Here is a 24,336-nt window from a genome sequence, read left to right on the forward strand (position 1 = left end):
CTAAACCGCGCACATTTTTACACATCTGCCTGGCTGGTTGTGTGACCGAGCAGGCACTATTGTTGATAACCGCACCGCCAGGAGATAGATAGTTATTTCGACAAAAGCTGGTAGTCAGTTACATAAACAGAAAATAAATTTCACAGTTTTTCATGATATAGCGCAATTTCAGACAGATTGTTGGTTGACTCACGGGGGAGTTCTAGTAAATTTACAAACGGAATTTTCTTTGACTACTGAACAGTTAGGTAACCAATTATGACTATCAAAGTAGGTATTAACGGTTTTGGCCGCATCGGCCGTTTCGTCTTCCGTCTGGCCGCTGAGCGTTCTGACATCGAAGTGGTTGGTATCAACGATCTGATCGACGTTGACTACATGGCCTACATGCTGAAGTACGACTCCACTCACGGCCGCTTCAAGGGCACCGTTGAAGTCAAAGACGGCAACCTGGTTGTCAACGGCAAAACCGTACGTGTTACCGCTGAGCGTGACCCGGCCAACCTGAAATGGGGCGAAATCGGTGTTGACGTTGTTGCCGAAGCTACCGGTCTGTTCCTGACCGACGAGACTGCTCGCAAGCACATCGCTGCCGGCGCCAAGAAAGTCGTTCTGACCGGTCCGTCCAAAGACGCTACCCCGATGTTCGTAATGGGCGTTAACGACGCTACCTATGCTGGCCAGGATATCGTTTCCAACGCTTCCTGCACCACCAACTGCCTGGCTCCGATCGCCAAGGTTCTGAACGATACCTTCGGTATCGAGTCCGGCCTGATGACCACCGTTCACGCTACCACTGCTACCCAGAAGACCGTTGATGGTCCGTCTGCCAAAGACTGGCGCGGTGGCCGCGGTGCGGCTCAGAACATCATCCCGTCCTCTACCGGTGCTGCCAAGGCTGTTGGCGTGGTTATCCCGGAACTGAAAGGTCTGCTGACCGGTATGGCTTTCCGTGTTCCGACTCCGGACGTGTCTGTTGTTGACCTGACCGTCAACCTGAAGAAAGCTGCCACCTACGCAGAAATCTGCGAAGCGATGAAAGCGGCTTCCGAAGGTGCCATGAAGGGCGTTCTGGGCTACACCGAAGACGAAGTGGTTTCTACCGACTTCCTGGGTGAGCGTCAGACCTCCGTATTCGACGCCAAGGCTGGTATCCAGCTGAACGACAAATTCGTTAAAGTTGTATCCTGGTACGACAACGAAATGGGCTACTCCAGCAAAGTTCTGGACCTGATCGCTCACATCTCCAAGTAATTTGGGATACGCAATCAAGTAGCTTGAAAAAGGCGGCCATTGGCCGCCTTTTTGTATTCTGGACCGGGATTTTTCCAACCCTCTCTTCTGAATGTGCGCGAGCACAGGAGTCCTCATGCAACCGACACGCTCTCTGACTGCCCACTGTACCCTCAGCCACCACCCGGCTGGCCAACCCCTGCTGACCGTCGACAACGGCTACGCCAAGGCAGAAATCAGCCTGTTTGGCGCCCACGTGCTGAGCTACCAGCGTCACGATGAACCCGCCTCCATCTGGCTCAGCGACAAGGCGGTACTGGATGGCAGCAAACCCATCCGCGGCGGCATTCCCCTCTGCTGGCCCTGGTTTGGTCCGGCCCCTGCCCGCGTCGGCAGCGGCAAGCCCTCCCACGGCTTTGCCCGCACCAGCCTGTGGACGCTGGACGGTGTCTCCGATCACGGTGACGGCACGCTCGTCCACCTGTCTCTGCGTGACAACGAGGCAACCCGTCAGCTCTGGCCTCATGCCTTCGAGCTGGAGCTGGACGTGCTGGTCGGCAAGGAGCTGGCCCTGGTACTGACCACCCGCAACACCGGCAAAGCGCCGCTCGTCTACAGCGGTGCCCTGCACACCTACCTGCAGATAAGTTCACCGAAGTCAGTGAGCGTCAGCGGCCTTGGCGAGCCCTATGCCGACAAACTGACCGGCCAGAATGGCCAGCAGCAGGGTCCTCTGACCCTGAACGGCCCGCTGGATCGGGTCTATTGGCAGCCTGCGGCCCACGTCAGCATCCAGGATGGCGAACGCGAGACCCGGGTGGTCAGCGGCAACCACGACAGCGTGGTGGTCTGGACCCCCTGGCTGGAAGGCGCCCACGCCATGGCCGACATGAGCGATGATGGTTATCGCACCATGCTCTGCGTCGAAGCCGCCATCGCCAGCGAGGCAGGCGTGACCGTCGCACCGGATGAAGAGCACAGCTTCTCCACCGTGATCATCTGACAATACGCTGAACAGATAAATAAAGAGGGCTCCCGCGGGAGCCCTCTTTGCATCTCTTTGTCTTGGTAATCAGGCATTGCCCTGGGTCTTGAGCCTGAGCTCGGCGGCGAAGTTGAGCATGCGGTCGAGCGGGATCAAGGCCTTCACCCGCAGATCCTCGTCCACCAGGATCTCGTGGCGCTCGGCGCCATCGGTGAGGGCCTCCTTGATGGCCACCAGACCGTTCATCGCCATCCAGGGGCAGTGGGCGCAACTGCGGCAGGTCGCGCCATCGCCACCGGTCGGCGCCTCCACCATCTCTTTCTCCGGGCAGGCCTGCTGCATCTTGTAGAAGATGCCGCGATCGGTCGCCACGATGAGCTTCTGCTGGAGCAGCTCCTTGGCCGCCTTGATCAGCTGGCTGGTAGAGCCCACCGCATCGGCCAGCTCGATCACCGAGGCAGGGGACTCCGGGTGGACCAGCACGGCGGCATCCGGATTCTGCTCCTTCAGCTCACGCAGGGCACGGGCCTTGAACTCGTCGTGGACTATGCAGTGACCCTGCCAGCGCAACATCTCGGCGCCAGTCTTCTTCTCGATGTAGGCACCGAGGTGACGGTCCGGGCCCCAGATGATCTTGTGACCCTGGCTGTCCAGATGTTCGACGATCTCCAGCGCGATGCTGGAGGTGACCACCCAGTCCGCCCGCGCCTTGACCGCCGCCGAAGTATTGGCATAGACCACCACGATATGGTCGGGATGGGCGTCACAGAAGGCGGAGAACTGCTCGATGGGGCAGCCCAGATCAAGCGAGCACTCGGCCTCCAGCGTCGGCATCAGGACTCGCTTGTGGGGGCTCAGGATCTTGGAGGTCTCTCCCATGAAGCGCACCCCGGCGACGATCAGGGTCTGCGCCTCATGATCACGGCCAAAGCGGGCCATCTCGAGGGAATCGCCGACGAAACCACCGGTCTCCTCCGCCAGCGCCTGGATCTCGGGATCCGTGTAGTAGTGGGCGACCAGCACCGCCTTGCGCTCCTTGAGCAGTGCCTTGATGTCTGCGATCAGGGTCGTCTTCTGCTCGGCGCTCAGGGGAAGGGGCTTGGCCGGAAACGGATAGTCCATCTCGACTACCGGCGGGACATTGTTCAGTGCATTGCTCATTGCGACTGTTCCATCAACGCTTGGAAAGGCAAAAATTATAACCAGAAGCCGCGCACAAACCCATCAACAAATCCGGTGCTGCGCAAGTGTCCGAATATACTCAAGTAATTCGTTGTCATTCTTGCCAAAGGAGTTGTCGAATGAAACAACGTTCCCTCAAAACCAAGCTGCTACTGCTCACCATGGGGCTGTTTCTCGCCAGCGGCCTCGCCATGACTCTGATGCAGTCCTCCTCGCTGAACACCCTGCGCAGCAGCATCGTCAGCCAGACCCGCCAGGCGCTGGAGCAGGAAGTTTCCCGTACCCTGCAGTTCCAGGCCGAACGCTATGCGGTGCAGATCGCCGACCTGCTGCAGCAGTCCTATCAGGTGCCGCTGGGCATGGCGGCCCAGCTGGAAGGCAGCATGGCGCAGCCGGACAGGCTGCTGAGCCGCCCCCAGGTCGAGACGCTGCTTCACAGCCGACTGCAGCAAGCGGGCGGCATCAGTTCCATCTATGCCCAGTTTGAACCCGACGGGTACGACGGCCAGGATGCCAGCTGGCAAGCCGGCGCCTCCCACTCCGTCGTCGGCAAGGGCAGCCTGGAGATTTATTTCACCCGCGACCAGGGTGGCCAAATCAGCCAGCAGCCAGTGGATGCCGCCACCAGTGCCGCCAAATACGACACCTCGGTCAACGAGTTCGGCATCCGCAACAGCGAATGGTACCTGTGTGGCCGCGACACCCTGCGCCCCTGTCTGATGGAGCCCTACCTCTACGAGATAAGCCCCGGCAACAAGATGCTGATGACCAGCCTGACGGTGCCCGTTCTGAAAGCCGGCAAGTTTGTCGGCATCACCGGCGTCGACATGAACCTGCCCATCTTCCAGCAATTGGCAGAGAACCTCGGCAAGAGCCTGTATGACAACCAGGCCGAGGTCACTCTGGTCAGCAAGATGGGCCTCATCGTCGGCAGCAACCGTCACGCCGACAAGCTGGGACGGCCGCTGACGGAAGCCGGTCTCACCGCCCCCACCGGCCAGGAGCAGGACACCGAGACCGACTTCATCCTGCAACAGCCGGTCAGGATCGACGCCGCCGATACCCAGTGGTGGCTGATGCTCAAGGTGCCCAAGGCGCTGGCACTCAGCCAGGCCAACACCATCAGCAACCAGCTTGGCGACTTGCTGCAGGCCACCCAGCAGCAACAGCTGATCGCCATCGTCGTCATCACCCTGCTGGCGCTGGCGCTGCTCATCTGGTTCATCCAGACCATCACGGCCCCCCTCTCCCTCATCAGCCGCCATGTGTCCCACCTCTCCAGCAACGAGGGCGACCTGACCCAGCAGATGAGGATAGACACCCACCAGGAGCTGATCGAGCTGGGCGGCCACCTCAACACCTTCCTCGGCAAGTTGCGCGGCATGGTGCAGGGCAGCAAGCAGATCGGCCAGCAGGTGCACCAGCAGGCCCAGGGCATGAAGCAGACGGCCGACACCATGCGCAGCAGTCTGGACGAGCAGAGTCTGGAGCTGGAGAGCGTGGTCAGTGCCATGCATCAGATGAGCACCACGGCGGTCAGCGTAGCGGGCTATGCCGAGCAGGCAGCCCAGGAGTCGGAAACGGCCACCCATCACATCAGCACGGCCCAACAGACCCTGAGCCGGGCCCGCACCGAGATCCACACCCTGGTTGAAGACATGCACCTCGCCGACAAGGCGGTCGCCCAGGTGGCTCAGCGCAGCACCAACATCAGCCGCATTCTCGACGTGATCAGGGCCATTGCCGAGCAGACCAACCTGCTGGCGCTCAATGCGGCCATCGAGGCGGCACGGGCCGGCGACATGGGGCGCGGCTTTGCCGTGGTAGCAGACGAAGTGCGGGCGCTGGCCAACAAGACCCGGGAGTCCACCGACGAGATAGGTCAGCTCATCGGCAGCCTGCAGACCGAGGTCAACAGCAGCCAGCAGTTGATGAGTACCGGCATCACTCGCTCGGCCAGCACGGTGGAAGGGACGGAGCAGGCCTTTGAGGCCCTCAATCAGGTGGTCACCCAGATCCAGCAGATCCACGATCACATCAGCCAGGTGGCCACGGCGGCCGAACAGCAGAGCGCCGTCAGCGACACCATCAACCAGAATCTGATGCGGATCGGCGACGCCGCCACCACCCTGGGGCAGGAGGCCAACGCCAGCCATCACCTGAGCGAGCAGCTGGAGCAGGCTGCCACGGCACTGGCCACCCAACTCGATCGACTGAGAACCTGACGCCGAACGGCCATAAAAAAAAGCCCGCATTGCTGCGGGCTTTTTCAATCTGGTGGTCGTTACTGGGATCGAACCAGTGACCCCCTCCTTGTAAGGGAGGTGCTCTCCCAGCTGAGCTAAACGACCTGGGATTCTTGAAATGATGGTGGGTCGTGCTGGATTCGAACCAGCGACCAATTGATTAAAAGTCAACTGCTCTACCGACTGAGCTAACGACCCATCTAAATCATTTTTACAAACTTGGTGGTCGTTACTGGGATCGAACCAGTGACCCCCTCCTTGTAAGGGAGGTGCTCTCCCAGCTGAGCTAAACGACCTGGGATTCTTGAAATGATGGTGGGTCGTGCTGGATTCGAACCAGCGACCAATTGATTAAAAGTCAACTGCTCTACCGACTGAGCTAACGACCCATCTAAATCATTTTTTACAAACTTGGTGGTCGTTACTGGGATCGAACCAGTGACCCCCTCCTTGTAAGGGAGGTGCTCTCCCAGCTGAGCTAAACGACCTGGGATTCTGAAATGATGGTGGGTCGTGCTGGATTCGAACCAGCGACCAATTGATTAAAAGTCAACTGCTCTACCGACTGAGCTAACGACCCATCTAAATCATTTTTTTACAAACTTGGTGGTCGTTACTGGGATCGAACCAGTGACCCCCTCCTTGTAAGGGAGGTGCTCTCCCAGCTGAGCTAAACGACCTGGGATTCTGAAATGATGGTGGGTCGTGCTGGATTCGAACCAGCGACCAATTGATTAAAAGTCAACTGCTCTACCGACTGAGCTAACGACCCATCTAAATCATTTTTACAAACTTGGTGGTCGTTACTGGGATCGAACCAGTGACCCCCTCCTTGTAAGGGAGGTGCTCTCCCAGCTGAGCTAAACGACCTGGGATTCTTGAAATAATGGTGGGTCGTGCTGGATTCGAACCAGCGACCAATTGATTAAAAGTCAACTGCTCTACCGACTGAGCTAACGACCCATCTAAATCATTTTTTACAAACTTGGTGGTCGTTACTGGGCTCGAACCAGTGACCCCCTCCTTGTAAGGGAGGTGCTCTCCCAGCTGAGCTAAACGACCTGGGAATTCTTGTGGCCAGATTGGTGGGTCGTGTAGGGATCGAACCTACGACCAATTGATTAAGAGTCAACTGCTCTACCGACTGAGCTAACGACCCACACCGACTTGCCTGGCACACTGCTTGCCTTGGCAAACAGTTTAAAACTGGTGGTCGCTACTGGGATCGAACCAGTGACCCCCTCCTTGTAAGGGAGGTGCTCTCCCAGCTGAGCTAAGCGACCTGGGAATGCTGTCTCCACCTGGTGGAGAGAATGGTGGGTCGTGCTGGATTCGAACCAGCGACCAATTGATTAAAAGTCAACTGCTCTACCGACTGAGCTAACGACCCTCACCACGACCAGGACCGACTGCAATACTGCACCGGCTCTGACGGCGGCCTATATTACGGATTTATCATCCTGGCGCAATAGAAAAATCTTAAATTCAATCTGTTTGTTCATTGCGCATACAAAGCGGGGCTGTATTTACAAGACTGTTACGAAAACAGTGACATGCAGCAATGTTACAGCTTGCTCAAACTCTGCTTGGCCAGTTGGGCCGGCGAGGTGTTCGGGTAACCCTTGATCACCTGCTCATAGAAGTTCTTCGCTTCCGCCTTCTTGCCATCAAGCTGTGCCAGCATGCCCAGCTTCAACAGCGCATCGGCTCGCTTGGGCGACTTGCTGAACTTGGTTGCCACCGTGGTGAACTGGGCAGCAGCGCCGGTCCGGTCACCCTTGTTGAACAACAGCTGGCCCAGCCAGTAATGGGCATTGGGGACATAGCTCGAGCTTGGATACTGTTTGATGAACCCTTCGAAGGCGGGGATGGCCTTGTCGTAGTTCTTCTCCTTGAGCACCATGTTCACGGCCGCATCATAGGCCTGGTTCTCATTCAGGTTGGTCGAGTAGTTGGCTGCCGGTGTCGCGCTCGCAGCGGCGGCTGCCGGGGCTGCTGGCGTAGCAGCAGGCTGACTGTTGGCCACCTTGTCGAGCTCCTGATAGAGCTGACGCTGACGCTCTTGCGACTGTTCCATCTGGTAGGTCTGCTGTTCCAGCTGACCGCGCAGCTCGGAGACCTCCCCCTGCAGGGAGTCGACCTGCTGCTGCAATTCGGCTTGCAGCCGCAGACGGGCATTGAGGGTGCGCTCCAGCAGGGCAACTCTGTCTTCCAGGCTGCCGGTGGGCACGATGGCGCCGTTGTTGCCGCTAAGGACAACACCGCCACCCGAGTCACCGCTCAGATCGCTGACGGGAGCCGCCGCCTGCGCATTCAGAGCAACCAATACGGCCAGCGCAACAACAGCTTGCTTGTACACAGATTTCATTCGGATCAAACCTTAGCGTTTAGGGCAAATAAAACGGCCAGCGCCATCGTCGCTCGCTTATACAGATTTCATTCGGATCAAACCTTGGCGTTTAGTGCAAATAAAACGGCCATCGAAATGGCCGCTTGCATATAAACGAACTTCGTTCGGTTTAAACCTTAGTAAACCAGAACCGCACGGCGGTTTTTGGCAAAGGCATCCTCGGTGTGGGACATGTCCAGCGGCTTCTCTTCGCCATAGCTGACGATGGAGAGCTGCTCGGCCTGCACACCCAGGGTTTGCAGATACTTGGCAACGGCCTTGGCACGACGCTCGCCCAGGGCAATGTTGTACTCCGGAGTACCGCGCTCGTCGGCGTGACCTTCGATCAGGACCTTAACGCTCGGGCGCTCGCGCAGGTAGCTGGCGTGGGCATCCAGCAGATCAGCGTACTGACCCTGGATATCGTAACCGTCGAACGGGAAGTAGATCACGTTGTCACGTTGCAGCGCTTCGAACTTCTGACGCATCTGCTCTTCCGGGGACAACATGCCGTTGGCGCCGCCGGTTTGTACACCGCCCATGCCGTCGGTCATACCTGACTCAGCGCCAGCGGCGTCAGAATCAGAAGAAGAGCTACAAGCGGCCAGGGTGAACAGTGGCAGTGCGATGGCCAAACCCTTGAGCAGTTTATTGAGTTGCATGCTATTTCCTTAAACCTTTATAACAAAACAAAAAACAATTGGATTTTTATCAATTCAAGAAGGGCGACCAAGCTGGTGCACGAATTTCACCGCTACTGGTCGGAAGCACAGCCTTGAAGCGACCATCAGTCGACACCAACGCGAGACTCTTACGACCCTGATAGATGGTGGCATAAATGATCATGCTGCCATTGGGAGCCACACTTGGCGACTCATCCAGCGCACTCTGGGTAAGGACCAGCAGGGCATTGTTTTCCATGTCCTGGCGGGCAATACGGTACTGCCCCTGAACACGAGTCACCATCACCATGATTTTGCCATCAGGAGTGATGGATGCGCCCTGGTTGGATTCACCTTCCCAAGTCATCCGGCGAGTCATACCAGTCGCCAAATTTACGCTATAAATCTGGGGTTTGCCACCACGTTCAGAGGTGAACAACAAATTTTGCCCGTCCGGCATCCAGGAGGGTTCGGTGTCGATCACCCGGCTGGTTGTGACGCGGGTCAGCTGCTTGCTAGCGACATCAACCACATAGAGGTTCGGTGAACCATCCTTGGAGAGAACGATAGCCAGACGACGACCATCCGGAGACCACTCAGGCGCGCCGTTGATCCCGCGGAAACTGGTGATCAGGCTGCGTTGCTGGGTGTAGATATCCTGCACGTAGATCTCGGACTTCTGGTTCTCGAAACTCACGTAGGCCAGCTTGCTGCCATCCGGCGACCAGGCCGGGGACATCAGCGGCTCGCGGGAGCGCAGCAGGGTCTTCTCGTTGTAGCCGTCGTAGTCGGCGATGCGCAGCTGATACGGGAACTGGGTGCCCTGCTGGACGGAGACATAGGCCAGACGAGTCAGGAAGGCCCCACGCTCGCCGGTCAGACGCTCATAGACGATGTCGGAGATGCGGTGAGCGAACTGACGCATCTGGGCACCCGGGATGGTCGCCATGCGGCTGTCCAGGATGTAGCCGTTGCTCTCGCCACCTTGCGCCTTGGCCAGCTGGCCCTTCAGCACGTCAACCAACTCGAAGTTGATCTTGTAGGTACCGTCGCCGACAGCAGCAATGGAACCGACCACCACGGCCTCGACCCCTTGCGAAGCCCAGGGTGCGAAGTTGATTTCGCCGCTGGTGCTCGGCGTCTGCGGCATCTGGCCACGAGCCAGCGGCTTGAACTTGCCGCTGCGCATCAGGTCGTTGGAGACCACTTCCGCGATGTCCTGCGGCAGCTGGCCATTGCCTTCCCACTTGAAGGGGGCGACCGCAATGGGTCGGGCACTGTCGATACCGCCAGTGATGACGATGTCCAAGGCCGCCTGGGCGCTCTGGCCCAGCAACAAACAGCCAACCAAAGCAAAAAACACTTTTCTTATCATGGCTTAAATACTCGGTTCCAAAAAAATGAGAGATTAACTTCCTTTCTCGGCAAGATGCTGCCAACCACGCTACACGATTTACCTTACCCAGGCCTTAGATGCTCGGTTCCAACTTGAGGTTGAACTCCTTCAACATCTCGAACGCCGCAGGATCCTTCGGCACCGGCAGTTGGTTGGCCTTCAATACGGCCGCCTTGCCGGAACGACATACCGCCGGGTCACCCTGGCCGTTATCTACCGAGATGACAAAGCCAGTGCTCGCAAGACGTACGCCGATAGTACATGTTTTGCCCCGCATGGTGGGATCCAAAATCATATATCGCTCAACAGTCGCCTTGATGAGTGCCGCGTATTTGTCGACCTCGCCCTGCGCTGCAGCAGATGCCGCCTGACTGCGGGCATTGGCCTCAGCCGCCAGCTGCTGCTGCATCATGTCTTCCATCTCTTTTTGCAGCTTGGCCTCCTCGGCCGCCTTGCGCTTGCGCTCTGCCGCGATCTTGGCCTGCTTGTCGGCCTCCGCCTTGGCTTTCTTCTCTGCGTCAGCTTTTGCCTTCTTAGCGGCCTCTTCCTTGGCCTCCTTGGCTTTCTTGTCGGCTTCGGCCTTGGCCTTTTTCTCGGCCTCCGCCTTGGCTTTCTTGTCCGCTTCGGCCTTGGCTTTCTTCTCAGCCTCCTGCTTGGCCTTCTTCTCGGCTTCAGCCTTCTTGGCTGCGTCCGCCTTGGCCTGCTTCTCTTCAGCCTCTTTCTTCTCTTGTTCCTTTTTCTTCTTCAGCGCCAGCGCCTTGCTCTCTTCTTCCGCGGCCTTGCGCTCGGCTTCCACCTTCTTGGCTTTCTGCTCTTCCAGCTTGCGGGCTTCCTCGGCCTTCTGGGCCTTCTCTTCCGCCTGCTTCTGCTCGGCTACCTTCTTCTGCTTTTCAGCCTCGGCCTTGCGGGTGGCCTCTTCGGCCTCCTTGCGCTTGGTCTCGGCGATACGCAGCCGCTCCTGCTGCTGGGCCAGCTCGCGCTTGGCGATGTCCGTGTCTTCCTTATCCTTCTCTTTCTCTACCTTCTGCGGCTTGGGCTGAGACTTCTGCTGCTGGATCTGCTTGGCCTGCTCGTTGAGGAAATTCTCGTCGAGCATGACGGCATTGACGATCTGCCCCTTCGACTCGGGTCGCTTCGGCTTGCTGAAATCGAGCCCGACAAACAGGATGATGCCGATGATCAGGTGCAGCAGAAGCGACGCGATGAGATAACCGGAAATACCACGCTTCACATCCATCTCCGTCAGTTCACCGGATCCGTCATCAGGCCGACCTGAGGCACACCCGCTTTCTTGAGGGCCACCATCAGCAGGATCACCTCTTCGTAGCGCACCGACTTGTCGCCGGCGACCACCACGGGGGCGTTCTGGTTGATGGCCAGATAGCCCATGGCCTTCTCGGTGATGTATTGCTGCATCGCCTCGGGAGTACCGGCAGGCACCGGCTCGTCATCGGCCTCACCGGCCTTGATGACATACTCGCCTTCGGTGTTGACGCTGACGATGAAGGGCGGCTTGGCATCTTCCGGCAACTGCTCGGATTCCGCCTGCGGCAGGTCAACCTTGACCCCTTGCGTGATCACGGGCGTCACCGCCATGAAGATGATAAGCAGCACCAGCATGACGTCGATATAGGGAACCACGTTGATCTCGGCCACCTTCTTGCGCCGGATCCGCTGATAGGTTTGCATTACTGATCACCCTGCTGCTGAGCAATTTGACGGTTCAGAATGGTGGTGAACTCGTCCATGAAGTTGGCGTAGGCGTTTTCCAGCCGCTCGACCTTGTTGGAGAAGCGGTTGTAGAAGATAACGGCCGGGATGGCGGCAAACAGACCCATGGCGGTGGCGATCAGCGCTTCCGCGATACCGGGTGCCACCATCTGCAGGGTGGCCTGTTGCACCTGACCCAGGGCGATAAAGGCGTTCATGATCCCCCAGACGGTACCAAACAGACCGATGTAGGGGCTGATGGAGCCGATGGTCGCCAGCACCGGCAGGTTGGATTCCAGTTCGTCCACGGCGCGGGAAAGGGAGACCCGCATGGCGCGGTAAGTACCGTCCATCACCGCATCCTGACCACGGGCACCGGCCTTGAGCAGACGGGCGTACTCCTTGAAGCCGGAGTAGAAGATGTCTTCCATGCCTTCGATGTCGTCGCGACGGGAGGAGGACTCCTGGTAGAGACGGTTCAGATCGACCCCGGACCAGAATCTGTCTTCAAATTGCTCCGATGCGAGATTGGCTGCCTTGATGGCCTTGGAACGCTGGATGATCAGCGCCCAGGAAACTACCGACATACCCATCAGGGTCATCATGACCAGTTTTACCAGCAGGCTGGCTTGCCAAAACAGGCCAATAAACGAAATTTCAGCGTGCACTTAACAGCACTCCCTTCACATTTTCAGGTATTGCAACAGGTTTCATATGCGGATGACTGACACAGGCTATCTGTACCATGGCCTGGGTGATCAGTCGTCCATCAGCCGCCAGTATCCGTTGTGAAAAACGCATGGAGGCGCGTTTCACTTCAGTCACTTGCGTTAATACAGTCAAAAGCTCATTAAATCGGGCCGCCGAGCGGAAATCGATCTCTGTTCGACTCACCACAAACGCGAACCCGTCGCGCAGCATGACATCCTGTTCGATGCCGCCGCAGCGCAGGAACTCGGTGCGAGCACGTTCCATAAACTTGAGATAATTGGCGTTGTAGACGATGCCCCCAGCATCGGTGTCTTCGTAGTAGACCCGTACCGGAAACTCAGAGACTTCCCCCATAACAATCTGTGATCCATTCGACAGTCAGATGGGGGGCTATCATAGCGCAGGGCTGAATAGGAAAGAAGCAGGGGGAAGCAGGGAAATCCTGCCTCCCCCCGTTTTTTATGAAAGGAAATAGCCTTGGGTCAACCAGAGCCCATATAACAAACTGGGCCAGGCGAGCCAGGGGCAAAACAGCACACGGCCGATGAGGCTGCGGGGATGAAATCCCAGCCCGTGCATGACGCCACAACAGACCGCCCACATCAGCCAGGGCGCGAGCCAGAGCCCGTGCTCGCTGGTATTGGCGGCCACCAGGTTGGGAGCCTGTAAAATGGCGACGGCCAACAGGGCCGCCGCCAACAGCATCAACCCCTGCCAGGGTTGGCGCTCCAAGGGAGCGGCCAACCGGGCGAGTCGATCACTTGTTCTCATCGATCTGGCGATCCATGTTCTCGGTATGCTCCAGCCAGAGCGCATTGATGATGCCGAATGCGCAAGCCAGCAACAGACCCAGGATCCAGGTGAAATACCACATATCAGGGCACCTTCTTAGTAGAGCGATTGTTGGTTGTCTTCGATGTGCTTGCTGGTCACCCGGCCGAACATCTTGATGTAGGTCCACAGGGTATAACCCAGCACAATCGGTACGAAGATGGCAGCCGCCACCGTCATCACCTTGAGGGTGTTGAAGGAGGCTGTGGCATCCCACATGGTCAGGCTCAGTGACGGCTCAAGACTGGAAGGCATCACGAACGGGAACATGGAGAAGCCTGCAGTCAGGATCACGCCGGCAACCGCCAGGGAGGAGGTAGTGAACGCCAGCCAGCCCTTGTTCAGTTTGGCGAACAGCGCGGTCAGCAGGCTCATGGCCAGACCCAGCACAGGTGCTGCAACCATCCAGGGATAGAGGCTGTAGTTGTTCATCCAGGCTCCGGCCTGACGCACCACTTCCTTGTTCATCGGATTGGAAACGGCATCGGTCGCGGCTGCCTTGACCACCACATAGCCTTCCATGCCGCTGACCCAGAAACCGGCCAGACCGAACAGCACCAGAGTCAGCAGCGAGCAGATCATGGCGGCAGTGCGGGAGCGGGCCAGCACTTCACCGTCGGTCTTCATCATCAGCCAGGTCGCACCCTGAGTGACCAGCATGAACAGGCTCACCAGGCCGGCCAGCAGGCCGAACGGATTGAGCAGACCGAAGAAGTTGCCGTGATAGGTCAGCATCATGAACTGGTTGAAGTCGAACGGTACGCCCTGCAGCAGGTTGCCGAATGCCACGCCAAACACGATGGGCGGCACCGCACTACCTACGAACAGCGCCCAGTCCCAGTTGCTGCGCCACTTGGCGTCTTCACGCAGGGAGCGGTACTTGAAGCCGACCGGGCGGAAGAACAGGGCCATCAGCGTCAGGATCATGGCGATGTAGAAGCCGGAGAAGGCTGCGGCATAGACCATGGGCCAGGCGGCAAACAGGGCACCACCGGCAGTCACCAGCCATACCTGGTTGCCTTCCCAGTGCGGGCCCATGGTGTTGAGCATCACCCGACGCTCGACATCCTTCTTGCCGACGAAGGGGAGCAGTGCGCCCACCCCCATATCGAAGCCGTCGGTGATGGCGAAACCGATCAGCAAGACACCGACCAGCACCCACCAGACCAGACGCAACATTTCGTAATCAAACATGGGTTACTCTCCTTATGCCTTGCTCTGTTCGAAGTGGTACTTGCCCGTCTTCAGGCTGCTTGGGCCCAGACGCGCGTACTTGAACATCAGGTACATCTCGATGATCAGCAGTACGGTATAGAACAGGCAGATCCCGATCAGGGAGAACCAGATCTCGGACGCCGGCACATTGGATGCAGAGACGGAGGTCGGCAGCACTTCGGCGATGGTCCAGGGCTGACGGCCATACTCAGCGACGAACCAGCCACACTCGATGGCGATCCAGGGCAAGGGGATACCGTACAGCAGCGCCTTGAGCAGCCATTTGCGCTCGCCGATCTTGTGACGGGTGCTGTCATAGAAGGCCAGGCCGATCAGCAGCAGCATCAGCATGCCGCAGGCAACCATGATGCGGAAGGCAAAGAACAGCGGCGCAACCTGCGGGATGGAGTCATCCACGGCAGCCTTGATCTGTTCGTCGGTGGCATCGGTGACGTTGTTGGTGTAGCGCTTGAGCAGCAGACCGTAGCCCAGATCCTGCTTCACTTCATCGAAGCGGGCACGGGTATCGTCGGACTTGTCGCCGGATTGCAGCTTGGTCAGCAGGTCGTAGGCGGTCATGCCGTTGCGCACGCGCAGCTCATGCTCGCTCTTCAGATCCTTGAGGCCAGTGACCTGACCATCCAGGGAACGGGTGGCGATGATGCCGAGCGCATAAGGGATTTTGATGGCGTAGTCGGTGCGCATCTCTTCCTGATTCGGAATGCCGAACAGGGTAAAGGAGGCAGGTGCCGGCTCGGTGTTCCATTCGGCCTCGATGGCCGCCAGTTTCACCTTCTGCACTTCACCGGTCTCGTAACCGGACTCGTCACCGAGGATCAGCACGGAGAGGATGGAAGCCATGCCGAAAGCGGCTGCGATGGCGAAGGAGCGACGGGCAAAAGCCACATCACGATTCTTCAGCAGGTAGTAGGAAGAGATACCCAGCACGAACATGGCGCCCGTGGTGTAGCCGGCCGCGACGGTATGCACGAACTTGACCTGGGCAACCGGGTTGAACACCAGCTCGGCGAAGCTCACCATCTCCATCCGCATGGATTCGAAGTTGAACTCGGCACCGACCGGGTTCTGCATCCAGCCGTTAGCCACCAGGATCCAGAGGGCGGAGAGGTTGGTCCCGAGAGCCATCAGCCAGGTCGCAGCCAGGTGCTGGCGCTTGGAGAGGCGATCCCAACCGAAGAAGAACATACCGACGAAGGTGGATTCCAGGAAGAAGGCCATCAAGCCTTCGATGGCCAGCGGGGCCCCGAAGATATCGCCGACGTAGTGGGAGTAGTAAGCCCAGTTGGTACCGAACTGAAACTCCATGGTCAGCCCTGTGGTGACCCCAAGGGCAAAGTTGATACCAAACAACTTGCCCCAGAACTTGGTCATGTCCCGGTAGACAGGGTTGTTGGTCATCACATAGACAGACTCCATGATCGCCAGAATGAAGGCCATTCCGAGCGTCAGGGGCACAAACAGGAAGTGATAAAGGGCCGTCGCAGCGAATTGGAACCGCGATAGGTCTACCACATGCTCAGCAATCATGATGTTTCCTCACCGATTATTGGCACGGCTATTTTAAGTTTTAAGGACAAAGCTTCCGTTGGAAGTCCCCGAATTATCGGTCATGTTCCAGTTTTGCACTGACGACCGGATTCGACTGCCACCACATTAACAACAAGGCAATAATATGGAACAAAAAAAGCTAATGTTTAACAATCGCAAAACAATCCAGCTTGCTTTATTCCCGCCCATAATGACCTGCGTTTTATATCACCTTTATTTGATTGAAATCAATGTAAAACCATCATGAATACATGCCTTTTAAAGGCATTTTCACGACCGACGAGATTTATTTTAGAGAGCTGCGTCACAAAAAAACAAAGATCGCAAATCATTGATTTAAATCAAATTTATATTTATCACCAATTAGTAATGGTTCTGTTAAAAAACAACTGACAAGGTCGTTTTCATAATGTTTCCTGTGGCTGTGCCGGGTCCGAATAAAACTAATTAAAAACCACTAAAAACGCATGTTCATGCTAATTCCACAAGCCGGCAAAATGATTAGTTAATCTAATCTGAGATAGGTAATTTTTCTTGTTTGTCCGAGTCCGATAGAGCTCCTACAATGCGCCTCGCAGTGAGGGCATACCCTTGGATACAGGCCGGTCAATCTGGGTTCCCGGTACGTATTCGATGAACATTTCGAACCTGTTTATTGGAATCAAAGATGAAAAAGTTTGTTGCTAAAACCATCCGTTACTACAAGCTTTCGTTCGTGCAGCTCTATCAAATGAACCGACTCTGAGGCCTCGCGACGGCTCCTCTGTTTTTTTACCGGTCTGTCTCCAGACGCACTCACTGTCTGTGAACATCCATCCTGAATTGTCTTTGCCCACCGCATCCGCAGTGGGCTTTTTTTTGCCCGGATAACAAAAAACCGCCTCTGGCGGCGGTTTTTTGTTCAATCAGCTATTTTCACCCTTCATCTGGCCGTTGCAGGCCAAAATGCGCATAAGCTCTTGGTGTCGCGATCCGCCCTCTGGGTGTACGTTGCAGATAGCCCTGCTGGATCAGATAAGGCTCGAGTACATCCTCGATAGTGTCCTTCTCCTCCCCGATGGCAGCCGCCAGGTTGTCGAGCCCCACCGGCCCGCCCAGAAACTTGTCTATCACAGCCAACAATAACTTGCGGTCCATGAAGTCGAAGCCTTCATTATCCACGTCCAGCATGTCCATGGCTCGGGCCGCTATGGGTCCATCGATGCGGCCGTCAGATTTCACCTGGGCAAAATCGCGCACCCGGCGCAACAAACGGTTAGCAATTCGCGGCGTACCGCGCGAACGACGCGCCACCTCCAGTGCACCGTCTTCCGTCATGTCGAGCCCGAGGCAACGGGCGCTGCGCGCGACGATGTCGGTCAGATCCTTGACGTTGTAGAACTCGAGCCGTTGCACTATGCCGAAACGATCCCGCAGCGGACTGGTGAGAGAGCCAGCCCGGGTAGTGGCACCGATCAGGGTGAAGGGGGGCAGATCGAGCTTGATGGAACGGGCGGCTGGCCCCTCCCCGATCATGATGTCGAGCTGGTAATCCTCCATCGCCGGATAAAGCACCTCCTCCACCACCGGACTGAGGCGGTGGATCTCGTCGATGAACAGCACGTCGTTCGGTTCGAGGTTGGTGAGCAGCGCCGCCAGATCGCCGGCCTTCTCCAGCACCGGGCCGGAAGTGGTCTTGATGTTGACCCCCATCTCGTTGGCCACGATGTTGGCCAGCGTCGTCTTGCCAAGCCCCGGCGGGCCGAAGATCAACAGGTGATCGAGCGCCTCGCCACGCTGGCGCGCCGCCGCGATGAAGATCTCCATCTGCTCGCAGACGGGATCCTGACCGGTGTAATCGGCCAGCAGCTTGGGCCGGATGGCCCGATCGATGACTTCCTCTTCTCGCCCGCCGGAGGCGGAGATGAGACGATCCGCTTCAATCATTGTCTACCTCACACCAGGCTGCGCAGTGCTTCACGGATGATATCTTCCACCGACATGCCATCGGCAGCGACCTTGCTGACGATCTGGCTGGCCTGCTGCGGCTTGTAGCCAAGCGCCACCAGCGCGCTGGCCGCCTCTTCGCTCGAATCCGGCGCCCGCAGGGCACTCTCTCTGGCAGGCAGGGTGATCTCGGCCGGCGAGAAGAGATCGTGACTGACCCAGCCCTTGAGCCTGTCCTTCATCTCCACCACCAGCCGCTCGGCGGTCTTCTTGCCCACTCCAGGCAACTTGACCAAGGAGCTAATCTCTTCGCGCTCGACGCTCAGCACGAACTGAGTGGCGGTCATGCCGGAGAGGATGGCCAGCGCCAGCTTGGGACCGACCCCGTTGGTCTTGATCAGTTCGCGAAACAGCGCCCGTTCCTGCTTGTGGTTGAAGCCGTAGAGCAGCTGGGCATCTTCCCGCACCACGAAGTGGGTGTGGATGGTCGCCTCCTTGCCGATCTCGGGCAGATCATAGAAGCAGCTCATGGGCATCTGTACCTCATAGCCCACACCCCCGACCTCCAGCAGTACCTCGGGGGGTTGTTTCTCAATGACAACGCCTCTCAAGCGACCAATCACGGCTCTCTCCTCGCCAAACCAGCTATCTGTAAATTGGCTCATAGCATAAAGAATAACTGGATAAGTATCCAGCATAGGGCGGTGAGGAGTGGGGCGGATTCTCGGCACGTTTGCCTGTTGCCAGTCATGCTTGGATCCGGGCATGGCAACAACTTTATTTTTCATCGGGAATGGCGGATTCCCGCCATTGATAAAACACTGAATTGGGTTTGTTCGGAGCCAAGGAAGGTCCTGCATCATGAAAATTGTCACCACATCGAATCTCGGGCTGACCATTCTGCTCAGCTGCACGCTGGGGATGGGCATCGTCGGCTGGTATGGCAGCCAGCGACTGGCGGATCTGCTCTCCTATGTATTGGGCGCCGCCTGGCAGACTGCCGATGGCGCCATGGAAGGATCCATCGAGCTCGGCAACCAGTCGCTCTACATCCAGAAGATGCTCAGAGGCATGCCGCTCGACGAGCCGGAGCTGCAACGCGCCAGAGCGGCCACCGCCGATGCCATGCGCCGGGTGGGGGAAGGCCGGTTGATCGACGCCACCGCCATCAGCGCGATGGAGCAGCAGCATTTGACCTATCAGCAGCAACAGGAGCAGTTGCTGGCACTCTACCGGGCCTTTACCAGCGTCGATCAAGCGCTGCGCGCCAGCTCGGAGCGCATGTCCCGCCTCTCGACCCAGCTTGAGGTGGTGGGGGACGGCGCGGTCGAGAGCCTGACCCAGTCGCCGGATCAGGCCATCAGCTGGAATGGTGGTCTGGCCACCCGCTGGCATGCTGCCGATGGCGGCATGGAGGCCAACATCGGCTTCCTGCGCCAGCTCTATGCACTGGAGAAGATGCAGAGCGAGGGGCCGACTCCCGCCATCCAGGCCGAGATGAAGGAGGCAACCCGCTTCTACCAGGAAGCGGTCGACGCCATGCTGGGCAGCGGCATGTTTGATGTGCCCGGCGAAGGGGAATTTGCCGGCCAGTCGCTGGCAACCCAGTACCGCACCTTGCAAACCGAGGTGCAGCGGCTGATGGTGCAGTGGATGGCGGCACTGGGCGAGTATCAGGGTCAACTGGTCAACTATGAACGCAGCGCCGACCAGCTCAAGCAGCAACTGGTCGAGGTCGAAGCCAAGGGGGACGCCACGGTCGAAGATCAGGTCAACCAGCTCAACAGCATCATCAGCCACACCAAGAACCTGCTGCTGGGGGGGCTGCTGTTGAGCCTGCTGCTCGTGACCCTGTGCGGCTTCTGGCTGGTGCGCACCATCGTCAAACCCCTGCTGCAGGTCAATCAACGCATGCAGGATATCGCGGCAGGAGAAGGCGACCTCAATGCCCGCATCAATCTCAAGCGCGACGACGAGATTGGCTCGCTGGCCGGCAGCGTGGATCGCTTCATCGAGAAACTGCAGAAGATGATCAGCTCCACCATGGACAACAACCAGCACATCAGCGAGCACGTCCACACCTCGGTCAACCGGGTCGAAGCCATCAGCCAGAGCAGCCGCCAGACCGCCGAACACGCCCAGGCACTGCACCACGACAGCGAGCAGATGGTTCAGGTCGCCACCTCCATCTCGGACAACTGCAGCCTGGCGGCCCAAAACGCCAACGAGGTGCGCCAGCTCACCGCCGAGAGCAGCCAGTACGTGACCTCCGCCAGCAACGGCATGCAGCGGGTAGTGGTGGAAGTAGGCGAGTGCGCCAACGCCATCAACGCCCTCAAGGAGCAGGCCAGCCAGATTGGCCAGATAATCTCCACCATCAGCAGCATTTCGGAGCAGACCAACCTGCTGGCGCTCAACGCCGCCATCGAGGCGGCCCGGGCCGGCGAAATGGGGCGCGGCTTTGCCGTGGTGGCAGACGAGGTGCGTACCCTGGCCAATCGTACCGCCTCCTCCAGCGCCGAAATAACCGAGGTGATCAACAACATCCAGCAACAGACCGAGAAAGCCTATCTGATGATGCAGCGCAATCTGAAGACGGTGGAATCCGGCATGGAGGACTCTGACAACACCAGGCAGATCCTGTTCAAGGTGGAAGAGGCCATCGACCATCTGGCGGACATGGTGCAACAGGTGGCCGATGCCACCGGCCAGCTATCCCATACCCTCAGCCACACCTCGGACAAGGTCTCCGGCATCAGCCTGCAGGCCCAGACCGGTGAGCAGGAGGCGCAGGAGTGCCTGCAGCTCGCCTCCTCCCTGCATCAGGCCAGCCTGCTGCAACAGCGCCTGCTGTCGCAATTTCGGGTCTGACCAACGCGGGGGCTATGCCCCCGCTTTCTCCCGTCGTACGAATTTAGCCCTTGGGCCGCAGGGTCCGGCCTGTTAAAATTCCGCTCTTGAAATTATCCAGGGCCCAGCCGCCCGTCTTAGCTAAGGTCTACCGCGATGCGTACCAGCCAATATCTGCTTTCCACTCTCAAGGAAACCCCGTCCGATGCCGAGATCGTCAGCCACCAGCTGATGCTGCGCGCCGGCATGATCCGCAAACTGGCCTCCGGCATGTATGCCTGGCTGCCGTCCGGTCTGCGGGTTCTGAAAAAAATCGAGAACATTGTTCGCGAAGAGATGAACAATGCTGGTGCCATCGAAGTCTCCATGCCGGTGGTGCAACCCGCCGAGCTGTGGCAGGAGTCCGGCCGCTGGGATGACTACGGTCCCGAGCTGTGCCGTCTGACCGACCGTCACAACCGTCCCTTCGTGCTGGGTCCGACCCACGAAGAGGTGATCACCTCGCTGGTGCGTTACGAAGTGAACAGCTACAAGCAGCTGCCGCTCAACCTCTACCAGATCCAGACCAAGTTCCGCGATGAAGTGCGTCCCCGCTTCGGCGTGATGCGCGGTCGCGAATTCCTGATGAAGGACGCCTACTCCTTCCACATCGACAAGGCTTCGCTGATCGAAACCTACGAGCGGATGCACGCCGCCTACTGCGCCGCCTTCACCCGCATGGGGCTGAACTTCCGTCCGGTGCAGGCCGATACCGGCTCCATCGGTGGTACCGGCTCCCACGAATTCCAGGTGCTGGCCGAGAGCGGTGAAGATCTGATCGCCTTCTCCGATACATCAGATTACGCCGCCAACATCGAGATGGCCGAAGCGCTGGCGCCGGCTGGCGAGCGCCCTGCCGCCACCGCGGCCCTGACCAAGGTCGCCACCCCGGCCGTCCACACCATCGACGAAGTGGCCGCCTTCCTGAACGTGGCACCGGCCGCCATCGCCAAGACCCTGCTGGTGCTGGGCGAAGAGGACGAGCACGGCAACCAGGCCGTCATCGCGCTGGTTCTGCGTGGCGATCACGAGCTGAACGAAATCAAGGCCGAGAAGCTGGCCGGCGTTGCCAACCCGCTGACCTTCGCCAACGACGAGCAGATCAAGGCTGCCGCCGGTTGCGACGCAGGCTCCATCGGCCCGGTTGGCTTTGCCGGTCGCATCATCGCCGATCGCAGCGCCGCCCATCTGGCGGACTTCGTCTGTGGCGCCAACGAGACCGGCTTCCACCTGACCGGTGCCAACTGGGATCGCGACATCGCCTCTTACGAAGTTGCCGACCTGCGTAACGTAGTAGAAGGCGACCCGAGCCCGTGCGGCCAGGGCAAACTGCTGCTCAAGCGCGGCATCGAAGTGGGACACATCTTCCAGCTGGGTACCAAGTACTCCGAAGCCATGAAGGCGAGCGTGCTGAACGAGGGCGGCAAGTCCGTCACCATGGAGATGGGTTGCTACGGTATCGGGGTTTCCCGCCTGGTGGCTGCCGCCATCGAGCAGAACAACGACCAGTACGGCATCATCTGGCCGGAAGCCATCGCCCCGTTCGAAGTGGCCATCGTGCCGATGAACATGCATAAATCCGAGCGTGTGGCCGAGCAGGCACAGCAGTTCTACGCCGAGCTGAAGGCCGCCGGTGTGGATGTGCTGTTCGATGACCGTAAAGAGCGCCCGGGCGTGATGTTCGCCGACATGGAGCTGCTGGGTGTGCCGCACGCCATCGTTATCGGCGATCGCGGTCTGGACAACGGCGTGGTGGAGTACAAGTGCCGCCGCACCGGCGAGAAGCAGGAAGTGGCGATCAGCGAGATCGTTGCCCTGCTCAAGGCCAAGCTGGGCCGTTAATTACGCCCCCTAGCCCCCATAAAAAAGCGCGCCATTTGGCGCGCTTTTTGTTTTCTGCCGCAGGGCAGAGGCGAGACTGGCCGCAGCTAGTTGCGACCGATGAAGAGATCGGTCACATGGCAGCTGCTTCTAGCTTCCAGCGCATCCAGCATGTAGGCGGCGGCGTCTTCCGGGGTCATGAAGCCGCTGCTGTCCACGTGATCCGAGTTGTCCCAGAATTCACTGCGGATCCCGCTCGGATAGAGGTTCACCAGCCGCAGCGGCGAGCCTTTCAGCTCTGCCCGCAACGACTCCAGAAAACCGCGCATGCCCCATTTGGAGGCGCAGTAGAGGCTCTCGTTGGCCTTGCCCACCTGGGCGGCGGAGGAGAGCACGTTGGCCAGCACGCCGCCCTTGTCGCCGATGAGCCGCACCGTCTGCTGGGCCACCAGAATGGTGGAGATGAGGTTGCTCTCCACCACCCGTCGGATCTGCTCGGCGGTATAGACACCGACCGGGCCGAACTCGCCCACGCCGGCACAGTGCAGCACCAGCTCGGGCAGGCCACCCCACTCCACCGCAGCGGCAAACGCCACATCCACTTCCTCGTGGTGTGCCAGATCGGCGGCGATGCCGATCACCGCCTTGCCGAGCAACTCCTCCTGCTCCTGCAGCCTCTGATAACGACGCCCCATCATGGAGACCTGATGACCGCGTTCAACCAGACCTATGGTGAGCGCCCGGCCCAGACCGGACCCCGCCCCCGTCACTATGATATGACCCATGCTCTTTCCTCGTCGGATGCCGCCATCGGGATGATGGGGCCATCGTCATCAGCCGTTGCCGGAATTAGAAGGTGAATTCGCCACCGATGAACCAGCCGTCGACCCGCTGGTCAACACGATCGAAGTCCATGCTCGCATCACGCCAGCCGGCACGTACCTTGAGCGGTACGGTCGCGAACTTGTAGGAGCCACCCAGACGGTAGTCGTAGTTGTCGGCATCCTGCACGCGGGCATCGCCGAAGGCGGCAAAGCCGGTACCCGGGATGCGCACTTCGGCGCCGGTGTAGGCCATCAGCACATCCTTGTCATAGGAGTAGTGCTGGGTGTTGAAATCACCATCGTAGCGACGACCGGTCAGACCCAGATCGATCTGGAACAGGTCGTTGTTGAACAGGCGATAGTAGAGGCTCAGGTCATACGCCATCAGATCGTTGTTGAGGGCGCCGCCGCTGGTACCGAAATCGGAGATCTCGAACTTGGCGTTGGGCAGCAGGATGATGCCGTGCTCCAGTTGCAGGTAGCCGCTCCAGTTGTAGTTCTCGTCGTAGCTGCCGTTGGCCCCGACACCGTTGATCTGGCCGCTGCCCTGAGCATTCCATACATCGGTACCGGCAGCGAAACGCCAGTCATCGGCAGCCATAGCAGCCTGGCTGAACAGGGCCAGTACGCAACCGGCAATCAAGGTCTTCTTCATCACGTCACTCTCTATCTATGGACTGGAAAGGCCATCATTTTACCCAGTGCGACGGGAATACACAGTGTAAAAAACTGAACAAGCGTCCATTA

21 protein-coding genes and 14 tRNA genes are annotated in these 24,336 nt (G+C 58.6%); 5 read left to right on the top strand and 30 right to left on the bottom strand.

Features of this window, described 5'->3' with window-relative positions:
• Positions 1-258: 258 nt before the first annotated feature.
• Positions 259-1,254: a type I glyceraldehyde-3-phosphate dehydrogenase gene (gene gap, locus AHA_RS18280; protein ID WP_011707358.1), complete on the top strand. Its 996-nt coding sequence runs from the start codon at positions 259-261 to the stop codon at positions 1,252-1,254.
• 115 nt (positions 1,255-1,369) lie between these two features.
• A complete protein-coding gene (locus tag AHA_RS18285) occupies positions 1,370-2,236 on the top strand; it encodes a D-hexose-6-phosphate mutarotase (protein WP_011707359.1) in 867 nt (288 codons plus the stop codon).
• 69 nt (positions 2,237-2,305) lie between these two features.
• Here AHA_RS18285 and nadA read toward each other — a convergent pair whose 3' ends face one another.
• The gene (gene nadA, locus AHA_RS18290; RefSeq protein ID WP_164927746.1) at positions 2,306-3,379 is read right to left on the bottom strand and encodes a quinolinate synthase NadA; all 1,074 of its coding nucleotides are present in this window, start codon (positions 3,377-3,379) and stop codon (positions 2,306-2,308) included.
• 140 nt (positions 3,380-3,519) lie between these two features.
• On the opposite strand from nadA, the gene AHA_RS18295 reads away from it, so the two are divergent.
• Entirely contained in the window at positions 3,520-5,625 is a 2,106-nt protein-coding gene (locus tag AHA_RS18295) for a methyl-accepting chemotaxis protein (RefSeq protein ID WP_011707361.1), read from the top strand.
• Positions 5,626-5,675: 50 nt separating this feature from the next.
• Here the strand turns inward: AHA_RS18295 and AHA_RS18300 are convergent.
• From AHA_RS18300 to ruvA, 27 genes are all read right to left on the bottom strand, one after another.
• Positions 5,676-5,751 (bottom strand) — tRNA-Val (locus AHA_RS18300).
• Between the two features lie 17 nt (positions 5,752-5,768).
• Positions 5,769-5,844: transfer RNA gene (locus AHA_RS18305), tRNA-Lys, on the bottom strand.
• Between the two features lie 22 nt (positions 5,845-5,866).
• A tRNA-Val gene (locus AHA_RS18310) sits at positions 5,867-5,942 on the bottom strand.
• A 17-nt stretch (positions 5,943-5,959) separates the two neighbouring features.
• A tRNA-Lys gene (locus AHA_RS18315) sits at positions 5,960-6,035 on the bottom strand.
• A gap of 23 nt (positions 6,036-6,058) precedes the next feature.
• Positions 6,059-6,134 (bottom strand) — tRNA-Val (locus tag AHA_RS18320).
• Between the two features lie 16 nt (positions 6,135-6,150).
• Positions 6,151-6,226: transfer RNA gene (locus AHA_RS18325), tRNA-Lys, on the bottom strand.
• A gap of 24 nt (positions 6,227-6,250) precedes the next feature.
• Positions 6,251-6,326 (bottom strand) — tRNA-Val (locus tag AHA_RS18330).
• Between the two features lie 16 nt (positions 6,327-6,342).
• Positions 6,343-6,418: transfer RNA gene (locus AHA_RS18335), tRNA-Lys, on the bottom strand.
• Between the two features lie 22 nt (positions 6,419-6,440).
• Positions 6,441-6,516 (bottom strand) — tRNA-Val (locus tag AHA_RS18340).
• Positions 6,517-6,533: 17 nt separating this feature from the next.
• Positions 6,534-6,609 (bottom strand) — tRNA-Lys (locus AHA_RS18345).
• 23 nt (positions 6,610-6,632) lie between these two features.
• Positions 6,633-6,708, bottom strand: a tRNA-Val gene (locus tag AHA_RS18350).
• A 21-nt stretch (positions 6,709-6,729) separates the two neighbouring features.
• Positions 6,730-6,805: transfer RNA gene (locus AHA_RS18355), tRNA-Lys, on the bottom strand.
• 48 nt (positions 6,806-6,853) lie between these two features.
• Positions 6,854-6,929 (bottom strand) — tRNA-Val (locus AHA_RS18360).
• A gap of 31 nt (positions 6,930-6,960) precedes the next feature.
• Positions 6,961-7,036: transfer RNA gene (locus tag AHA_RS18365), tRNA-Lys, on the bottom strand.
• Positions 7,037-7,210: 174 nt separating this feature from the next.
• Positions 7,211-8,014 (bottom strand): tol-pal system protein YbgF, encoded by an 804-nt coding sequence (gene ybgF / locus AHA_RS18370; RefSeq protein ID WP_162516510.1) that lies wholly within the window; start codon positions 8,012-8,014, stop codon positions 7,211-7,213.
• Positions 8,015-8,172: 158 nt separating this feature from the next.
• Positions 8,173-8,697 (bottom strand): peptidoglycan-associated lipoprotein Pal, encoded by a 525-nt coding sequence (gene pal / locus AHA_RS18375; RefSeq protein WP_005304908.1) that lies wholly within the window; start codon positions 8,695-8,697, stop codon positions 8,173-8,175.
• A gap of 49 nt (positions 8,698-8,746) precedes the next feature.
• Positions 8,747-10,072 (bottom strand): Tol-Pal system beta propeller repeat protein TolB, encoded by a 1,326-nt coding sequence (gene tolB / locus AHA_RS18380; RefSeq protein WP_011707363.1) that lies wholly within the window; start codon positions 10,070-10,072, stop codon positions 8,747-8,749.
• A gap of 94 nt (positions 10,073-10,166) precedes the next feature.
• Positions 10,167-11,330 (bottom strand): cell envelope integrity protein TolA, encoded by a 1,164-nt coding sequence (tolA, locus tag AHA_RS18385; protein WP_011707364.1) that lies wholly within the window; start codon positions 11,328-11,330, stop codon positions 10,167-10,169.
• 5 nt (positions 11,331-11,335) lie between these two features.
• On the bottom strand, positions 11,336-11,782 hold the full coding sequence (tolR, locus tag AHA_RS18390) for a protein TolR (RefSeq protein WP_011707365.1): 447 nt from the start codon (positions 11,780-11,782) through the stop codon (positions 11,336-11,338).
• Complete coding sequence (tolQ, locus tag AHA_RS18395) at positions 11,782-12,471, bottom strand: protein TolQ (RefSeq protein ID WP_011707366.1); 690 nt, start codon at positions 12,469-12,471, stop codon at positions 11,782-11,784. The genes tolR and tolQ overlap by 1 nt, the downstream gene beginning before the upstream one ends.
• On the bottom strand, positions 12,461-12,868 hold the full coding sequence (gene ybgC, locus AHA_RS18400) for a tol-pal system-associated acyl-CoA thioesterase (protein WP_011707367.1): 408 nt from the start codon (positions 12,866-12,868) through the stop codon (positions 12,461-12,463). The genes tolQ and ybgC overlap by 11 nt, the downstream gene beginning before the upstream one ends.
• A gap of 105 nt (positions 12,869-12,973) precedes the next feature.
• Positions 12,974-13,285, bottom strand: a complete 312-nt coding sequence (locus AHA_RS18405; protein ID WP_039213707.1) for a cyd operon YbgE family protein — start codon at positions 13,283-13,285, stop codon at positions 12,974-12,976.
• Positions 13,272-13,388, bottom strand: a complete 117-nt coding sequence (gene cydX, locus AHA_RS18410; protein WP_005304933.1) for a cytochrome bd-I oxidase subunit CydX — start codon at positions 13,386-13,388, stop codon at positions 13,272-13,274. Before cydX ends, AHA_RS18405 begins: the two co-directional genes overlap by 14 nt.
• A 14-nt stretch (positions 13,389-13,402) precedes the next feature.
• Complete coding sequence (cydB, locus tag AHA_RS18415) at positions 13,403-14,539, bottom strand: cytochrome d ubiquinol oxidase subunit II (RefSeq protein WP_011707369.1); 1,137 nt, start codon at positions 14,537-14,539, stop codon at positions 13,403-13,405.
• 12 nt (positions 14,540-14,551) lie between these two features.
• The gene (cydA, locus tag AHA_RS18420) at positions 14,552-16,108 is read right to left on the bottom strand and encodes a cytochrome ubiquinol oxidase subunit I (RefSeq protein WP_011707370.1); all 1,557 of its coding nucleotides are present in this window, start codon (positions 16,106-16,108) and stop codon (positions 14,552-14,554) included.
• A gap of 936 nt (positions 16,109-17,044) precedes the next feature.
• A complete protein-coding gene (ruvB, locus tag AHA_RS18425) occupies positions 17,045-18,055 on the bottom strand; it encodes a Holliday junction branch migration DNA helicase RuvB (RefSeq protein WP_011707371.1) in 1,011 nt (336 codons plus the stop codon).
• Between the two features lie 8 nt (positions 18,056-18,063).
• Positions 18,064-18,678, bottom strand: a complete 615-nt coding sequence (gene ruvA / locus AHA_RS18430; protein ID WP_011707372.1) for a Holliday junction branch migration protein RuvA — start codon at positions 18,676-18,678, stop codon at positions 18,064-18,066.
• 238 nt (positions 18,679-18,916) lie between these two features.
• Between ruvA and AHA_RS18435 the strand changes: the two genes are divergently transcribed.
• Positions 18,917-20,926: a methyl-accepting chemotaxis protein gene (locus AHA_RS18435; protein WP_011707373.1), complete on the top strand. Its 2,010-nt coding sequence runs from the start codon at positions 18,917-18,919 to the stop codon at positions 20,924-20,926.
• Positions 20,927-21,061: 135 nt separating this feature from the next.
• Complete coding sequence (locus AHA_RS18440) at positions 21,062-22,786, top strand: proline--tRNA ligase (protein ID WP_011707374.1); 1,725 nt, start codon at positions 21,062-21,064, stop codon at positions 22,784-22,786.
• Positions 22,787-22,872: 86 nt separating this feature from the next.
• Here AHA_RS18440 and AHA_RS18445 read toward each other — a convergent pair whose 3' ends face one another.
• The gene (locus tag AHA_RS18445) at positions 22,873-23,550 is read right to left on the bottom strand and encodes an SDR family oxidoreductase (protein WP_011707375.1); all 678 of its coding nucleotides are present in this window, start codon (positions 23,548-23,550) and stop codon (positions 22,873-22,875) included.
• Between the two features lie 64 nt (positions 23,551-23,614).
• Positions 23,615-24,244: a TIGR04219 family outer membrane beta-barrel protein gene (locus tag AHA_RS18450; protein ID WP_011707376.1), complete on the bottom strand. Its 630-nt coding sequence runs from the start codon at positions 24,242-24,244 to the stop codon at positions 23,615-23,617.
• Positions 24,245-24,336 lie beyond the last annotated feature (92 nt).

The sequence above is a fragment of the Aeromonas hydrophila subsp. hydrophila ATCC 7966 genome, assembly GCF_000014805.1.
Taxonomy (GTDB): domain Bacteria; phylum Pseudomonadota; class Gammaproteobacteria; order Enterobacterales; family Aeromonadaceae; genus Aeromonas; species Aeromonas hydrophila.

Coding starts and splice junctions, on each gene's coding strand:
- gap (WP_011707358.1), top strand. CDS start 259: ATGACTATCAAAGTAGGTATTAACGGTTTTGGCCGCATCGGCCGTTTC.
- tolB (WP_011707363.1), bottom strand. CDS start 10,072: ATGATAAGAAAAGTGTTTTTTGCTTTGGTTGGCTGTTTGTTGCTGGGC.
- tolA (WP_011707364.1), bottom strand. CDS start 11,330: ATGGATGTGAAGCGTGGTATTTCCGGTTATCTCATCGCGTCGCTTCTG.
- AHA_RS18405 (WP_039213707.1), bottom strand. CDS start 13,285: ATGAGAACAAGTGATCGACTCGCCCGGTTGGCCGCTCCCTTGGAGCGC.
- pal (WP_005304908.1), bottom strand. CDS start 8,697: ATGCAACTCAATAAACTGCTCAAGGGTTTGGCCATCGCACTGCCACTG.
- ruvB (WP_011707371.1), bottom strand. CDS start 18,055: ATGATTGAAGCGGATCGTCTCATCTCCGCCTCCGGCGGGCGAGAAGAG.
- ybgF (WP_162516510.1), bottom strand. CDS start 8,014: ATGAAATCTGTGTACAAGCAAGCTGTTGTTGCGCTGGCCGTATTGGTT.
- AHA_RS18285 (WP_011707359.1), top strand. CDS start 1,370: ATGCAACCGACACGCTCTCTGACTGCCCACTGTACCCTCAGCCACCAC.
- tolR (WP_011707365.1), bottom strand. CDS start 11,782: ATGCAAACCTATCAGCGGATCCGGCGCAAGAAGGTGGCCGAGATCAAC.
- nadA (WP_164927746.1), bottom strand. CDS start 3,379: ATGAGCAATGCACTGAACAATGTCCCGCCGGTAGTCGAGATGGACTAT.
- AHA_RS18440 (WP_011707374.1), top strand. CDS start 21,062: ATGCGTACCAGCCAATATCTGCTTTCCACTCTCAAGGAAACCCCGTCC.
- AHA_RS18295 (WP_011707361.1), top strand. CDS start 3,520: ATGAAACAACGTTCCCTCAAAACCAAGCTGCTACTGCTCACCATGGGG.
- cydB (WP_011707369.1), bottom strand. CDS start 14,539: ATGTTTGATTACGAAATGTTGCGTCTGGTCTGGTGGGTGCTGGTCGGT.
- cydX (WP_005304933.1), bottom strand. CDS start 13,388: ATGTGGTATTTCACCTGGATCCTGGGTCTGTTGCTGGCTTGCGCATTC.
- ybgC (WP_011707367.1), bottom strand. CDS start 12,868: ATGGGGGAAGTCTCTGAGTTTCCGGTACGGGTCTACTACGAAGACACC.
- AHA_RS18435 (WP_011707373.1), top strand. CDS start 18,917: ATGAAAATTGTCACCACATCGAATCTCGGGCTGACCATTCTGCTCAGC.
- cydA (WP_011707370.1), bottom strand. CDS start 16,108: ATGATTGCTGAGCATGTGGTAGACCTATCGCGGTTCCAATTCGCTGCG.
- AHA_RS18450 (WP_011707376.1), bottom strand. CDS start 24,244: ATGAAGAAGACCTTGATTGCCGGTTGCGTACTGGCCCTGTTCAGCCAG.
- AHA_RS18445 (WP_011707375.1), bottom strand. CDS start 23,550: ATGGGTCATATCATAGTGACGGGGGCGGGGTCCGGTCTGGGCCGGGCG.